Genomic DNA, 15,657 nt, shown 5'->3' with positions numbered 1-15,657 from the left:
TGAATTGCAGAGTACCCAGAATAAATAGAGGGGGCGCAGATGTATTGTATGTATAAACGATGGACTTCTAGGATAGCAATTTTGTTCAGCTGTTTGTTTTTTGTCGGATGTGAAGTTGTTCCATTGGATAGTGCCGGAAAGCCGATCATTCCTATGACTGAAGAGGAAGCGAACTCTTTAAAAAATATGCAACCAGGCGAAATTGTGATTAGGGTTTGGGATGGCATTTTTGCAGAAGGCAAAACAGCGGCGGTGGATTGGGAGGCTTTGGATAAAGCAACCAATGATCGTAGCCATTTTGTGCGATTTTCAGGCGTAGTTGAGAGTATTGAAGAAAAATCAAGAATAACGGATTTTAACGTTAAAGTGGGTGATACGGTATTAACCGTACAGATTGGCGATATCTTGCGTGGTAATTCCGTGCGTGATGCAACAAAATTAGTTAATTTTGATCAATTTAAAAATCAAGTCCAGTTCGCCCAATTTTCGAAAGCACTCAATAAGAAAGCGGTGGAAGGTATTGCCAAACCGGATGCAAGCTGGGTGGGCAGTGATGTGACGGTGTTAGCCGCAGTGACGATTAAAAATAATCAAGTCCAAGATATCATTCCGTTAGAAATTGATAAAAGGTGAGTTTTATGGCAACTGAAGATAAAGATGTTGTAATGCACGCTGAAAATATTTCAATGGTGTTTCCGGGTACTAAAGCGCTGGATGATGTTAATTATAATGTTTATCGTGGCGCAGTAAATGTGATTATCGGTGAAAATGGCGCGGGCAAATCGACACTGATGAAAATCTTGGCTGGCGTACAACAGCCGACGGAAGGCAATCTCTATATTAATAACGAGAAAGTGGCTATTACAAGCACGCGTAGCGCCGCAGAACATGGAATCGGCATGGTTCATCAGGAACTGAACTTGGCGGAGAATTTAAGTGTTATGGAAAACATTTTTCTCGGGCGAGAAATTCAATCCGGTCTTTCTCCGATTAATAATGAAGAACAGTACCAAATCACGAAAGAAGCATTAAAACGCCTCAAACAAGATATTGATCCTAAAGAAATCGTTTCAAACTTAAAAGTCGGCCAAAAACAATTAATTGAAATTGCCAAAGCATTAGTCGGTAAAATCGATATTCTGATTTTAGATGAACCGACCTCAGCATTAAGTAAAACGGAAGTGCAAATTTTATTTAATGTTATTCGCGAATTAACCTCGCAGGGCGTTTCTATTATCTATATTTCTCATCGTCTGGAAGAATTAATGGAAATAGGAACCTGCATTACTATTTTACGTGATGGAAAGTTTCAAGCCGAAGCGATGGTAAAAGATATTGACGTTCCTTGGATTGTAAGAGAGATGTTAGGTAGTGATCCGGTTACTGATTTTTTACCGCCAAACCGCACTTTTGGCCCTAAAATTCTTGAGGCCGAACATATTACCTACATTAATGAATCAGAAAATACCTTAGTAAATGACGTCTCATTTTCATTGCGTGCCGGGGAAATAGTCGGAATATATGGTTTGATGGGGGCTGGCCGCACAGAATTATTTGAATGTTTGTTAGGACAATCGCAATATTCCGGTCGCTTTTCATTGAACGGTGCCATTATTAATTCGAATATCTCAACCACAAATCGTATCAAAATGGGGCTTGGATTAGTACCGGAGGATCGAAAACGTTCCGGCATTTTTCCTATCACCTCCGTCGGCGATAATCTGACGATGTCGAGCTTATGGAAACGTTTAAAAAAGAATTTTGCTATCTCAGATGATGATGAGAAAAAGGCGATTGATTCTACAATTAATGAACTATCAATTAAGGTTTCGTCTCCTGCCGTCGAAATTCAAGCGTTAAGCGGCGGCAATCAACAAAAAGTGGTGATCGGGCGTTCTTTATTGACGGAGCCTAAGGTGCTGTTATTAGACGAACCGACCCGAGGAATTGACATCGGTGCAAAAGCCGATGTATTCGAAATGATGGTGAAGTTATCGCAGCAGGGTATCGGCATTTTATTCTCCACATCTGATTTAAAAGAAATTATGGCGGTTTCCGACCGAATTTTAGTGATGTCAAACGGTAAACTAACCGCAGATGTATTACGAAGTGAAACCGATGAAACCAGCTTAGTCGTAGCTAGTTCTAAAGAATGTTATACGGTTTTTAATAATTAAGGTTAATGAGGTACGTTATGTCAAAAGCAGGTTCATCCAATAATATTATGCTACTTATTTTAAAGCTCAGAACATTTATTGCGTTATTTGCTATCTTAGCTTTTTTTGCAGTGACCGTTGATGGATTTCTTAATCCTGCCAGCGTGATTATTATGATTAAACACATATCTATCAATGCCTTACTTGCATTAGGTATTACATTCGTGATTATTACGGCCGGCATCGATTTATCTATCGGGGCAATTTTAGGATTGTGCGGGATGGTTGCCGGTTACCTTATTTCCAAAGGAATCGTCCTTCCGCTGTTTGGGGTCGCTATTTTTCCGAGCGTTTGGGTAATCGTTCCGCTGGTGATTTTGCTCGGCGGCGCAATCGGTGCGGTTAATGGTTTTATTATCACCCGCTATAATGTTGCGCCTTTCATTTGTACGCTGGGCACCATGTATATTATCCGTGGTGCGGCAATGTTAACTTCTAACGGCGAAACATTCCCGGGGTTATCCGGCAATCCCCAATTAGGCAATACCGGCTTTGAGGTGATTGGCGCCGGAACGCTATTGGGTATTCCGTATTCGATTTGGCTGATGTTTATTGTTGCCGGGGTGATTGCTTATATTGCGAAAAAACTCCCTTTTGGACGGCATATTTATGCGATTGGTGACAATGAAAGGGCGGCAGAACTATCCGGTATTAAAGTGAATAACACCAAAGTTTGGGTGTATGTGATTTCAGGGGTTTGCGCGGCATTGGCGGGTATCGTTGTGACCTCACAATTGGTTGCCAGCCACCCGGCAACCGGCAATGCTTTTGAAATGAATGCGATTGCGGCCGTTGTGCTTGGCGGAACATCACTTGCCGGAGGGCGGGGTACGATTGGCGGAACGTTAATCGGTGCATTCGTCATCGGTATTTTGGCGGATGGTTTAGTCATGATGGGCGTGAGTGAATTTTGGCAAATGGTAATTAAGGGAATCGTCATTATTGTTGCGGTTGTGATTGATCAGTTACAAAACAAATTACAGTACAAAGCTGCCGTTGCGTCACAAAAAGTGTGATTATGCAGGGCGCAAAATTTTTTAAATTAATTGGAATATATATTCAATTATGAATATATAAGGAGAAAGAGATGAATCCATATAAACTGTCATACGATGAAATAACCAAAAAAGCGAAAGCGATACGGCGGAAAATTGTTGTATTGAATGCGAATAGTCCGGCCGGCGGGCATACAGGCGCTGATTTATCCCAAGTGGAGATTTTAGCCTCGCTCTATTTCCGAGTGTTAAATTGCTCGCCAGCGGACTTAAAAAATCCGGAACGGGATATTTATATTCAATCGAAAGGACATGGTGCCGGTGGTTACTACTGCTGCCTTGCGGAAGCCGGTTATTTTCCCGAATCATGGCTAGCAACTTATCAGCATGCAGATTCCAAGTTGCCCGGTCATCCGGTGCGTCAAAAAACGCCCGGTGTCGAACTTAACACAGGAGCTTTAGGGCATGGACTACCCGTTGCGGTTGGTCTGGCAATTGCGGCTAAAAAATCGGGAAGTCGACGTAAAATTTATGTCTTAACCGGTGATGGTGAGTTAGGGGAAGGAAGCAATTGGGAAGCGGCAATGGTAGCAGCGCAATATAAACTGGATAACTTGATCATCATTAATGACAAAAATAATCTGCAACTTGCCGGTTATACCAAAGATATTCTTTGTACCGATCCGCTAGATGAGAAATGGAAAGCGTTTGGTATGGAAGTGCATGAATGCGAAGGCAATAATGTTCGTTCTATAGTCGAAACACTGGAAAATTTAAAACTGAATGGCAAACCGCACGTCGTGATTGCCAATACCATCAAAGGTGCCGGTATTTCCTTTATTCAAGGGAAACCGGAATGGCATCACAGAGTTCCAAAAGGTGATGAAGTCGAATTAGCGTTAGAGGAGTTAAAAGATGAGTAATGCAGAGCATTTAGCCAATATTATGGTCGAGCGTTTTATCAACGCAGTGAATAACGGCGTGGATCTGGTGCCGGTGGTTGCGGATTCCACTTCTACGGCAAAAATAGCACCGTTCATCAAAGCCTTTCCTGAGCGTTTGGTCAACGTGGGGATTGCAGAGCAAACGTTAGTGGGCAGTGCCGCGGGGTTGGCGTTAGGCGGAAAAGTCGCCGTAACTTGCAATGCCGCGCCGTTCTTAATTTCCCGGGCTAACGAACAGGTAAAAGTGGATATCTGCTATAACAACACCAATGTTAAATTGTTCGGATTGAATTCCGGGGCAAGTTATGGACCTCTTGCCAGCTCTCATCACAGTATTGACGATATTAGCGTGATGCGGGGTTTTGGTAATATTCAAATTTTCGCCCCATCCAGTCCATTAGAGTGCCGTCAAATTATTGATTATGCCATTGGTCATATTGGGCCGGTTTATATTCGTTTAGACGGCAAAGAGCTTCCTGAAATTCATGATGAACGCTACCGATTTGTACCGGGCAAGATTGATGTATTGAAAAAAGGTGAAAAAGTTGCCTTGGTTGCAATGGGTTCAACCGTACATGAAATTGTGACGGCAGCAGCACTGTTGGAAGAAAGAAGCATTAATGTAACCGTGATTAATGTGCCGTCAATTCGTCCTTGTGACACGACCGCACTTTTTAATGAGCTGAAAGACAGTCAATATGTGATTACGGTAGAAGAGCACAATGTCAATGGCGGTCTTGGGAGTTTGGTTGCCGAAGTGATTGCCGAACACGGTGTTGCGATTAGGCTAATCCGCCTAGGTATCGCCGATGGCGAATATGCGTTGGGGGCGGAGCGCAAAGCAATGCGCAAATATCATGGCATTGATGCGGAAAGTATTGTGAACCGAGTATCTGCGTTCAGTTAAGGAGATAACGCAATGGCAACACCTTTTATTGTCTCGCTTGACGAGGGAACAACGAATGCGAAAGCGATTACGGTGGCGCAAGACGGCGATATTTTATCGAAAGGTAGTGTTCCCGTACAGTTAGAACATCCTGTGGCAGGCTGGGCAGAACAAGATCCGATAGCCATTTGGGAAGCGACTCGGAAAGCCATCATGCTTTGTTTAGAGGGGTTGGATGTATCTGATTTGAAAGGTGTTGCTATCAGTAATCAGCGGGAATCGGTACTGATCTGGGATAGACAGACTGGCAAACCGTTATCTCCGGTTGTCAGTTGGCAATGCCGTCGTAGCGAGGCGCTTTGCCAAACGATTGCATTCTCCCTGGAAGCGGACGAAATCAAGCAACGGACGGGCGCGGTTTTAGACCCATTATATCCGGCTTCAAAAATTAAATGGTTACTGAATCATCTTGAAAACGGCATGGAGCGGGCGAAAAGTGGTGAGCTTTGTGTGGGAACCATTGATGTTTGGTTGGTGTGGCAATTAACAGCAGGTGAGTCGTTTGTCACAGACTTTTCCAATGCTTCGCGCTATCAACTGTTCAATATCCATACCGGGCAATGGGATGCGCGTTTACTTGAAATCTTTGCGATTCCCGAGCAATGCTTGCCTGAAATTCGGCCTTCAAGCGGTTATCGCGGAGTGACTAAAGATAGTGGCGTTTTGCCCGATGCTATTCCGGTATTGTCGCAAATTGGGGATTCTCATGCCGCACTTTATGGGCAAGATGGTTTTGTTGATGGTGTGGTCAAGGCGACCTATGGCACGGGGAGTTCCTTAATGACCAAATCATCGTTTGTGCCGGAGAAAGATTTTGGTGTCGGCACCACGGTCGCATGGCATGACGGGGAATTAAGCATAGCGCTGGAAGGGAATATTACCCACACGGGATCCGCACTGGGTTTTGTTACACGTTTATTGGGCATTTCAGGTGTTGATGTACTGAGTGAAATGGCTCAATCCGTGAATCATAATCAAGGTGTTTATTTTGTACCGGCACTTGCCGGACTGGGCGCACCGTATTGGGATTCGCAAGCACGCGGCATTATTACCGGATTAACCGATGCGACAACACCGGCAGTCGTTGCCCGCGCTGCGTTTGAATCGGTTACCTATCAAATTGCCGATCTCTTTTTTGCTATGGAAAAAACCTTAGGCAAACCATTAGAAACACTGTCCGTCGATGGCGGGCCGACTAAAAACCGTTGGTTAATGCAGCTGCAAGCCGATGTGTTGCAACGACCGATTGTTTGTGGCGATGTTGCCGAAGTTTCGGCGCTAGGCGCGGCATATTTGGCGGGTAGGGCATTAGGTTGGTGGAAAACCTATGCCGATCTTTTGGCATTACCGCATAAAACCCATACGATTCTGCCAAATCCGAAATCAGACAGAATTGAACAAAACTATCAGGCTTGGCAAAGTGCGGTACAAAAAGCAAGATTCAATTAATTTAAGTAGTACGAAAGGAGTGAATTATTATGAAAAAATCATTAGATAAAATGACATTAGCGGTGCTTATCGGTAATCGCGGTTTCTTCCCAAGTTACTTGGTTGGTGATGCCAAACGAGAAGCGGTACGTATTTTTGATGAACTTGGTATTAACACGGTGATGCTAACCGAAGAGCAAACGAACTACGGTGGCATTGAAACCTATCAGGATGCAAAAATTGCAGCGCAAATGTTAAAACAACATCGTGATGAAATTGCCGGAATCGTGATTTTATTACCGAATTTCGGTGATGAAAAAGCACTATCGCAGGCGATTCGTTTATCCGGTTTGAATGTGCCGGTATTAGTGCAAGCGGAAGATGACAATTTGGATAAAATGGGATTGGCGACCCGTCGTGATAGTTTTTGTGGAAAAATTTCCCTGTGTAATAACCTACGCCAGTTTGATATTCCTTTTACTTTAACCACTCAACATACCTGTGCGCTGAGCAGTGATATTTTCAAACAAGATCTGCTTTCATTTGTTTCTGTCTGTCGCGTGGTTAAAGCCCTGCGCGGCTGCCGAGTTGGTGCCATCGGTGCAAGACCTGCGGGCTTCAATACGGTTCGTTACAGCGAAAAATTATTAGAGCGTTTAGGTATTTCAGTCGAGACGATTGATTTATCGGAAATTTTTGCCGGCGTTAATCGATTACGCGATGATGATTTACGGATTGCCGAAAAATTGGAATTATTGAAAGCAAATGCCGATGCCTCGGCGATTCCGCAAGAAAAATTACATATGATGGCGAAATTATTTGTTGTTATCAGTAACTGGATTATTGAAAACGGGATTGATACCACCGCGATCCAATGTTGGACTTCATTGCAAGATACGTTAGGCATCAATGTGTGTTCAATCATGAGCGTGATGTCGGGTCAACTCATGCCAAGCGCTTGCGAAGTCGATGTAATGGGCGCCTTGTCAATGTATGCGCTCTCCATCGCGTCAATGAAACCCGCCTCCATCGCGGACTGGAACAACAACTTCGGCGAAGAGCGTGACAAATGCGTGATGTTTCATTGTGGCAACTATGCAACCGAGGAGTTGGATAATCCGTTTATGAGCACTGCGGATATCATCGGCACCACCGTAGGTTGTGAGAATACCTGCGGTGCAATTAATGGGCGTATGAAAGCAGGACCACTCACTTATTTCCGGCTTTCAACCGATGACTTCAGCGGCAAAGTAAAAGCGTATGTCGGCGAGGGGAAATTTGTTGATGATGAATTAGAGACGGTCGGATGCCGAGCGGTTATTCAGGTAAAAGGTTTGGAGGAACTGCTTGCCTATATTTGCAACAATGGCTTCGAGCATCATGTCGCGATGAACCATTCCTCTTCGGCAAAAGTATTGTATGAAGTATTTACTAAATATCTCGGAGTAGAGTGTTATTATCATAAATAACTCTCTGTATTAAAATTGAAAAAAGCAAGACGCCGATGGTTTCTTGCTTTTTTATTCATTACGTTTGCCAGCAATGATGTTTTGTCAGATAACGGGCGAAGCTTACACTATACATAGTGGTTCTTCTTTTACTATAATAATGCTATCGTGATTTTTTATCGTACCTAAATCTTAAGGAACCAAACAATGAAAAAACTTTCGGCTCTTTTTACTGCCGCAACCATGCTGTTTGCTGTCAGCAATGCAGCGAAAGCAGATAACGACACGGTTTATCTTTACACTTGGACTGAGTATGTGCCGAGTGGGTTATTGGATAACTTCACCAAAGAAACCGGGATTAAAGTGATTGTTTCCAGTTTGGAATCGAATGAAACCATGTATGCCCGCCTGAAAACCTTGGGTAAAAACGGCGGTTATGACGTGATTGCACCGTCTAACTATTTCGTTTCCAAAATGCGTAAAGAAGGCATGCTGATGCCGTTGGATCACAGTAAGTTACCGGTGTTAAAAGAGTTAGATCCGAATTTGCTGAACAAACCTTACGACCCGAATAACCAATATTCACTGCCGCAAATTCTCGGGGCGCCGGGCATTGCCTATAATCGTGATGTGGTAGATTCGAGCAAAATCAGCTCTTGGGGCGATTTGTGGAAGCCGGAATATAAAGATCAGCTCCAGTTGCTTGACGATGCGCGCGAGATTTTTAATATTGCGTTGTTGAAATTGGGACAGGATCCGAACACCACCGATCCGGCGGTGATCAAACAAGCCTATGAAGAGTTGCTTAAATTACGTCCGAATGTACTAGCGTTCAGCTCGGATAATCCGGCGAATGCGTTTGTTGCCGGCGAAGTGGATCTGGGCATGCTGTGGAACGGCTCGGCATATATCGCACGCAAAGACGGTGCGCCAATCGATCTGTTGTGGCCAAAAGAAGGCCCGGTGTTATGGGTGGATACCCTAGCCATTCCAACCACTTCAAAAAATCCGGATGGCGCACATAAGCTGATCAACTATTTGCTCAGCGCCGAAGTGGCAAAAGAGTTGGCGTTGGAAATCGGCTATCCGACCCCGAATCTGGAAGCACAAAAATTGCTGCCGGCGGAAATGGTCAACGATAGCTCGTTGTATCCACCGGCGGAAATCCTGCAAAAAAGCTACTGGCAAGATGATGTCGGCGATGCCGCGATTATCTACGAAAATTACTATCAGCAGTTGAAAGTAGCGAAGTAAATCTCAAGTGCGGTCAGACAAAAGTTGACCGCACTTTTGTTTTAGTTGGTAGATGGTTAGTCGGCATAAGGAAATCGGATGTCAAAAAGTGAGCGCTTATTTACCTTGCTGCAAATCTTGAGAGGGCATAAATATCCCCTGCAAGGAACGGTGTTGGCGCAAAGGCTGAATATCAGTTTGCGCACGCTGTATCGGGATATCGACAGTTTGCGTGCACAAGGCGCCAATATTGAAGGCGAGGCAGGTATCGGTTATCTGCTGCGCAAAGAGTTTGAACTGTCGAAACTGATGTTGACAGAAAGTGAAATCGAAGCGTTAGTGCTGGGCATGCGTTGGGTCAAACGCTATGCCGACAGCGAACTGAGTCAAGCGGCTGAAAACGGCTTGAGTAAAATTTCAGCCTTATTGCCACCGCACTTATCACAACAGTTGCAAAACAGCGCACTGTTTATTGCCAGCAGCAACAATCCGGCAACGTTTTTGGATGGCATTTTTATCAAATTGCGCCATGCGATTCAGCAACAACTGAAAGTGAAACTCACCTACCGTGATGAAAAACAACAGTCTTCGCAACGTATCATTTATCCGTTTGCCATCGGTTTTTTCGAACAGGCGCAACTGGTTACCGCTTGGTGTGAATTGCGCCAAGCATTTCGTCATTTCCGTCCCGATCGGATTCTTGCAATTGAATTGAGTGATGAACAATACCAACCGGATCGCACTTTGCTGTTGCAGCGCTGGCAGAAAACCTTGGGTGACTGCACTCGTGGCTAACAGACCTTAAACACTGCTGACAAAAACTGTCATGCGCTTCGGTTATATTGAGCTTGCAGCCAAACAATCATTGAATGAAAGGAGATTATGATGTCATCACTAACCTTATACACCCACCCGATGTCGCGTGGACGAACCGCCCGCTGGATGCTGGAAGAGATTGGCGTACCTTATGAAAGCGTGGTCTTTTCCGATTTCAGCGGTGCCATGAAAGCCGCTGATTATCTGGCGATCAACCCGATGGGCAAAGTGCCGGCGTTGAAGCACGGCGATACGGTGATCACCGAATGTGCGGCGATCTGCGCTTATCTTGCCGATGCGTTTCCAGAAAAAGGCTTAGCACCGGCGCTGAATGATCCACAGCGCGGCGTCTATTACCGCTGGTTGTTTTTTGCCGCTGCTCCGCTAGAAGCGGCGATGATGGAAGTTGCGTTGCAACTGCAACCGAAAGAGAGTGACCGTACCGCATTGGGTTACGGCAATTTGCCGTTGTGTTTGAATACCCTCGAGCAAACTTTGCAACAACATGACTTTTTGTGTGGCAACCGTTTTAGCGCCGCCGATTTATACCTTGCCGAAGTATTGGATTTCGGGATTCATGCGGTCAAGGTCATCGAAGCCAAACCGGTTTTCACCGACTACATCGCCCGCCAACAAGCCCGAGCAAGCTATGCCCGTGCAACAAAAATTGATGATGATCTGTTTGCCGAAATCAGTGTGAACGGGTAAATTGATATTCTTATTCAATCTAAAGTGCGGTCTGACCGCACTTTGTCATTTCAGGAGCCACTATGATCCACGCCCATTGGACAAACTCATTACAAGATCCGGTTTATTTGGACGGCTTGCAGATTCGCAAACGTGTTTTTGTGGAAGAACAGGGTTTCTCCATTGAGATTGAAATTGATGAACTCGAAGCACAATGTGAATACCTGACGCTTTACAGCGCTGACAACCAAGCACTGGCAACCGCGCGGATTTATCCGTATGCCGAGGGCGTGTATAAATTACAACGGATTGCGGTATTACCATCGCAGCGCGGTAAAAAACTGGGCGAGCGTTTGATGTTAGAGATGGAAAAGCGAGTGAAAGGGTATGGTAGCCGACGAGCGATTCTAGGGGCACAGGATTCGGCAATTGCGTTTTATCAAAAGTGCGGTTATCAGGTCTATGGCGACGGCTACGAAGAAGAAGGCGTGCCGCATCATATGATGGAGAAACGACTTTAGTTTTTTCCCTTCTGTACCCAATACCGATAAGGCGCTACCGCACTTTCACTGTGCAGCAGAGTGTGATCCATAAATTGGCAAAAGCTCGGAATATCGCGGGTGGTTGCGGGGTCATCAGCGATCACTAACAGCACCTCGCCATCTCGCATATGGCGGATGGCTTTGCGTACCAACATCACCGGTTCCGGACAACGCAATCCCAAGGTGTCTAAGGTTTCACTAATTTCAATTTGATTCATAAATTTTTACTTATTTGTTTGTGTTAGGCGATATAATAGCGCAGATAGCCTTATTTTAGGAGTTTTTGATGTCGAATTCGCAACAGGCGCTTTTTCAACAACATTTGCGCAGTCTGCAACCTGTGGTGCAGGATATTTTGCAAACCAACCATGCCGACGGGATTTGGATTTATGCCGGGCAGGAACAGTGCTATTTTTTGGACGATCAGACCAAACCGTTTAAAATCAATCCGTTGTTTAATTATTTTGTGCCGCATCCGCAAGCCAGCGGCAGTTGGCTATATCTGGACGGTGTCAACAAACCGCACTTGTATTTCTATCAGCCTGATGATTATTGGTATTTGCACCAGCCTGCACCGCAGGCGTTCTGGACAGAAGAATTTCAATGGACGATTTTAAAACACGCTGATGAGATCAAAACCTATCTTGGTGATCCGCAACATAGCTTGTATTTGGGAGAAGAAGTGCGGTTGGCAGAGGCGCTGGGCTTTAGTCAAATCAATCCGCAAAAAGCACTAAATTATCTGCATTATCAACGCAGTAGCAAAACCGAATATGAAATCGCCTGTGTATACCACGCGCAATTTGCCGCCCTAAAAGGGCATCAGGCAGCACAAGCCGCTTTTTTCGAGGGGAAATCGGAATTTGAGATCAACTTGGCGTATCTGCAAGCCAGCCAACAATCGGATTTGAACGTGCCCTACGCCAATATCGTGGCAATCAACCAATATAGTGCGGTGCTGCATTACACTGCATTGCAACAGCAAAATCCAGCGCAGCGTTTGAGTTTTTTACTCGATGCCGGTGCCAGTCATTTGGGCTATGCTTCAGATATTACCCGCAGTTACAGCCTTGATCCCCATGATGAATTTGCGGAAATGATTCGGGTGTTGGAACACAATAAGCTGGCACTGATTGAACAAATGCAAGTGGGGTATAATTACCTGAGTTACCATACCATGATGCAGCAGATGATTGCGCAGATGCTACAGGATTTTGAGCTGGTGCAGTTGCCGGCGGAGCAAATTTTTGAAGAAGGGATTAACCGCAGTTTCTTTCCGCACGGATTGGGACATTTTTTAGGATTGCAGGTGCATGATGTGGCGGGCTTTCAGCAGAATCGACGAGGTACCCACAAAGCGCCACCGGACGTTTATCCAAGTTTGCGCTGCACCCGCACTTTAGCGCCGAATATGGTGCTGACGGTCGAGCCGGGGCTGTATTTTATTCCGCTGTTGTTGCAGCAGTGGCGTAACCACCCGCTTGGCAACCGTTTTAATTGGCAAAAAATCGAGCATTTTAGCGCCTATGGTGGCATTCGCACTGAAGATAATATTGTGATCAGGGCAAGCGGTGCAGAAAATCTGACGCAACAGGCGTTGACCGCACTTGGTGGCTAATGCTTTACAAACAGAGTTGAAACAGCAACAATGCGTTATTTAATCCCCGAAAGTGCGGTCGAGTTTAGCGAAGAGATTAAAAAAAGCCGTTTTATCACCTATCTGCAAGCAACGTCGGGAATCGAACAGGCGAAGGCGTTTTGGCAGCAGCTGAAACAGCAGCATCCGAACGCTCGTCATCACTGTTGGGCAGCCGTAGCAGGCAGACCAAACGATTCGCAGCAGTTGGGTTTTTCCGACGACGGCGAGCCGTCCGGCACCGCAGGCAAGCCGATGTTGAATGTGTTGCTCGGCAGTGGCATTGGCGAGATAAGTGCGGTGGTGGTGCGTTATTACGGCGGCATTCAACTTGGCACCGGCGGTTTGGTGCGCGCCTACGGCAATGGCGTGCAACAGGCGTTGAAATTGCTCAACACCCTAGAAAAAATCGAACGCCAAGCCTTTGCGCTCCGCTGTGATTATGAACAGATCAAGCTGGTGCAGCAATTGGTGAAACAGTATCAAGTTGAGATTATCGAACAGCAATTCGCACAGCGGATTGAATTACGGCTGGCAATCGATGAAGAGCAGTTTGCTGAATTCAGCCAAGCGCTGTATAACCGTAGTGGCGGCAGCTTAACCCTAACAGCGAATTAACAGTAGAGTAAAAGAGAAAACAGCGTGCATATACAGTCAATTATTCGCATTGTCGGAATTTTAGTGATGTGCTTTTCGCTCACCATGCTGGCGCCGGCGTTGATTGCGTTGCTCTATGCGGACGGTGGCGGCAGTGCGTTTGTGAAAACCTTTTTTATCACATTGGCAAGTGGGGCGCTATTGTGGTGGTCAACCCACACCCACAAACAAGAATTGCGTTCGCGTGAAGGTTTTTTGATCGTGGTGCTATTTTGGGTGGTGCTGGGCAGTGTCGGTGCGTTGCCGTTTTTACTGTTTGACTCGCCGCAGTTGAATGTGGCGAATGCGTTTTTCGAATCTTTTTCCGGCTTAACCACCACCGGTGCCACGGTGATTGTCGGCTTGGACAGCTTGCCGAAAGCGATTTTGTTCTATCGTCAAATGTTGCAGTGGCTGGGAGGAATGGGGATCATCGTATTGGCAGTGGCGATTATTCCGTTATTGGGCATCGGCGGCATGCAGCTGTATCGCGCCGAAATGCCAGGACCGCTGAAAGAACAAAAAATGCGTCCGCGCATTGCTGAAACCGCCAAAGCGTTGTGGGTGATCTATTCCACATTAACTCTGTTTTGTGCATGTGCGTATTGGCTGGCGGGGATGGATCTGTTCGATGCGGTCAGCCATAGCTTTTCCACCATTTCCATCGGTGGTTTCTCCACCCACGATGCCAGTCTTGGCTATTTCAATAACAGTTTAATCAATGTGATCTCCGCCGTCTTTCTGTTTATTTCCGGCTGTAATTTTGCCCTGCACTTTTCAGCTTATTCCGAACTGGGAAAAAGTAATATTTTTAGGCTCTATTTTACTGACCCTGAATTCAAAGCGTTTTTATTTATTCAATTCAGTTTGGTGACGATCTGCACCGTTAGCCTGGTCAGTCACAGCCATTTTGCCGATACCAAAGAGGCGCTGGAACATGCTTTACTGCAATCAGTGTCGATTTCAACCACGGCTGGTTTCACCACTTCCTCATTTGACAGCTGGCCGTCGTTTCTGCCGATGTTGTTATTAATGACCTCGTTTATCGGCGGCTGTGCCGGTTCGACCGGTGGTGGTTTGAAGGTGATTCGGGTATTGTTATTGTTTGTGCAAGGTAAGCGTGAGATGAACCGTTTGGTACATCCGAATATCGTACAGCCGATCAAATTGGGCGATCGGGTGCTATCGGAGCGGATTATTCAAGGGATTTGGGCGTTTTTTTCTGCCTATCTGCTGATCTTTATTCTGTGCCTGCTGGCGGTGATTGCCTGCGGCGTGGAGAGTTTTGATGCGTTTAATGCGGTGGTGGCTTGTTTAAACAATCTTGGACCGGGCTTGGGCAGTATCAGCAGCAACTTCGTTACCATTCCCGACAGTGCAAAATGGATTCTGACTTTCGCCATGATCTGCGGACGGTTGGAAGTATTTACCTTGCTGGTGTTGTTCACACCGGCATTTTGGAAAAGCTAACAGAAAAAACAAAAGAGCGGTTATTGTTGATGAAAACCTTGATTATTTATGCGTCCGTTGAAGGGCAAACCCAAAAAATTGCACAGGCTATAGCGACTGAAATACAAAACCAAGATCAAAGTGCGGAGGTCAATTTAGTCGCACTCAGCGTTGCAGAGCAGCAGAATTTGGCGCACTACGATCAGATCATTATCGGTGCTTCAATTCGTTACGGACATTTTAATAAAACCTTAGAACCTTATATCGCACGCCATGCAGAGTTGTTAAATTGTAAAAAAACGGCATTCTACAGTGTGAATCTCACGGCGCGCAAAGCCGATAAAAACACCCCTGAAACCAATGGCTACACACGCAAATTGTTGCAGCGCATCGACTGGCATCCGACCCAAAGTGCGGTTTTCGCCGGAGCGTTACGTTACCCACGTTATGGTTTTTTTGATCGTTTTATGATCCGTTTGATTATGAAAATCACCGGTGGCGAAACCGACACCAGCAAAGAAGTGGAATATACCGATTGGGCGAAGGTGGCGGCGTTTGCGCAGCATTTTAAATCATAGCAATAATCCTTTCGCCCCTTGTGGGAGAAGGACAGATTTTGGCTTCGTTCAGAAGCAAAAATCAGGATGAGGGGGCAGGATGTGGTGCTGTGATCCGATATCT

At 45.6% G+C, this 15,657-nt stretch carries 16 protein-coding genes; 15 read left to right on the top strand and 1 reads right to left on the bottom strand.

Features of this window, described 5'->3' with window-relative positions; translation table 11 throughout:
* Positions 1-48 precede the first annotated feature (48 nt).
* The 11 genes from FHQ30_RS03620 to FHQ30_RS03570 all read left to right on the top strand — a co-directional run bounded on the left by FHQ30_RS03620 (position 49) and on the right by FHQ30_RS03570 (position 11,234).
* Positions 49-633, top strand: coding sequence for a DUF2291 family protein (locus FHQ30_RS03620; protein ID WP_176552605.1), 585 nt, complete (start codon positions 49-51; stop codon positions 631-633).
* 5 nt (positions 634-638) lie between these two features.
* Positions 639-2,177: a sugar ABC transporter ATP-binding protein gene (locus FHQ30_RS03615; RefSeq protein WP_139610740.1), complete on the top strand. Its 1,539-nt coding sequence runs from the start codon at positions 639-641 to the stop codon at positions 2,175-2,177.
* Between the two features lie 152 nt (positions 2,178-2,329).
* Positions 2,330-3,232 carry an ABC transporter permease gene (locus tag FHQ30_RS03610; RefSeq protein WP_267963772.1) on the top strand — a complete coding sequence of 301 codons (903 nt, stop codon included), beginning with the start codon at positions 2,330-2,332 and terminating at the stop codon, positions 3,230-3,232.
* 71 nt (positions 3,233-3,303) lie between these two features.
* Entirely contained in the window at positions 3,304-4,134 is an 831-nt protein-coding gene (locus tag FHQ30_RS03605; protein ID WP_139610738.1) for a transketolase, read from the top strand.
* On the top strand, positions 4,127-5,062 hold the full coding sequence (locus FHQ30_RS03600; protein ID WP_139610737.1) for a transketolase family protein: 936 nt from the start codon (positions 4,127-4,129) through the stop codon (positions 5,060-5,062). The genes FHQ30_RS03605 and FHQ30_RS03600 overlap by 8 nt, the downstream gene beginning before the upstream one ends.
* A 12-nt stretch (positions 5,063-5,074) precedes the next feature.
* Positions 5,075-6,550 carry an FGGY family carbohydrate kinase gene (locus FHQ30_RS03595; RefSeq protein WP_139610736.1) on the top strand — a complete coding sequence of 492 codons (1,476 nt, stop codon included), beginning with the start codon at positions 5,075-5,077 and terminating at the stop codon, positions 6,548-6,550.
* A 29-nt stretch (positions 6,551-6,579) separates the two neighbouring features.
* A complete protein-coding gene (locus FHQ30_RS03590) occupies positions 6,580-7,998 on the top strand; it encodes an L-fucose/L-arabinose isomerase family protein (RefSeq protein ID WP_139610735.1) in 1,419 nt (472 codons plus the stop codon).
* A gap of 186 nt (positions 7,999-8,184) precedes the next feature.
* Entirely contained in the window at positions 8,185-9,231 is a 1,047-nt protein-coding gene (locus tag FHQ30_RS03585; RefSeq protein WP_139610734.1) for an extracellular solute-binding protein, read from the top strand.
* A gap of 78 nt (positions 9,232-9,309) precedes the next feature.
* Positions 9,310-10,005: a helix-turn-helix transcriptional regulator gene (locus tag FHQ30_RS03580; RefSeq protein WP_139610733.1), complete on the top strand. Its 696-nt coding sequence runs from the start codon at positions 9,310-9,312 to the stop codon at positions 10,003-10,005.
* 87 nt (positions 10,006-10,092) lie between these two features.
* Positions 10,093-10,734 (top strand): glutathione S-transferase family protein, encoded by a 642-nt coding sequence (locus tag FHQ30_RS03575; protein WP_139610732.1) that lies wholly within the window; start codon positions 10,093-10,095, stop codon positions 10,732-10,734.
* Positions 10,735-10,796: 62 nt separating this feature from the next.
* Positions 10,797-11,234, top strand: a complete 438-nt coding sequence (locus FHQ30_RS03570) for a GNAT family N-acetyltransferase (RefSeq protein ID WP_139610731.1) — start codon at positions 10,797-10,799, stop codon at positions 11,232-11,234.
* Here FHQ30_RS03570 and tusA read toward each other — a convergent pair.
* On the bottom strand, positions 11,231-11,473 hold the full coding sequence (gene tusA / locus FHQ30_RS03565) for a sulfurtransferase TusA (protein ID WP_139610730.1): 243 nt from the start codon (positions 11,471-11,473) through the stop codon (positions 11,231-11,233). The genes FHQ30_RS03570 and tusA overlap by 4 nt on opposite strands.
* A 68-nt stretch (positions 11,474-11,541) precedes the next feature.
* Between tusA and pepQ the strand changes: the two genes are divergently transcribed.
* The 4 genes from pepQ to hemG are packed head-to-tail and all read left to right on the top strand — an operon-like array spanning position 11,542 to position 15,554.
* On the top strand, positions 11,542-12,873 hold the full coding sequence (gene pepQ / locus FHQ30_RS03560; RefSeq protein ID WP_139610729.1) for a Xaa-Pro dipeptidase: 1,332 nt from the start codon (positions 11,542-11,544) through the stop codon (positions 12,871-12,873).
* Positions 12,874-12,903: 30 nt separating this feature from the next.
* A complete protein-coding gene (locus tag FHQ30_RS03555; protein ID WP_132964844.1) occupies positions 12,904-13,509 on the top strand; it encodes an IMPACT family protein in 606 nt (201 codons plus the stop codon).
* A gap of 24 nt (positions 13,510-13,533) precedes the next feature.
* Positions 13,534-14,997 carry a TrkH family potassium uptake protein gene (locus tag FHQ30_RS03550; RefSeq protein WP_139610728.1) on the top strand — a complete coding sequence of 488 codons (1,464 nt, stop codon included), beginning with the start codon at positions 13,534-13,536 and terminating at the stop codon, positions 14,995-14,997.
* 29 nt (positions 14,998-15,026) lie between these two features.
* Positions 15,027-15,554 (top strand): menaquinone-dependent protoporphyrinogen IX dehydrogenase, encoded by a 528-nt coding sequence (gene hemG / locus FHQ30_RS03545; RefSeq protein ID WP_139610727.1) that lies wholly within the window; start codon positions 15,027-15,029, stop codon positions 15,552-15,554.
* Positions 15,555-15,657 lie beyond the last annotated feature (103 nt).

Source organism: Testudinibacter sp. 'clade 2' (assembly GCF_006227735.1).
Classification (GTDB): domain Bacteria; phylum Pseudomonadota; class Gammaproteobacteria; order Enterobacterales; family Pasteurellaceae; genus Chelonobacter.
Note: the sequence above shows the minus strand (reverse complement) of the source record. Positions and strands in the feature narration are given on the sequence as shown.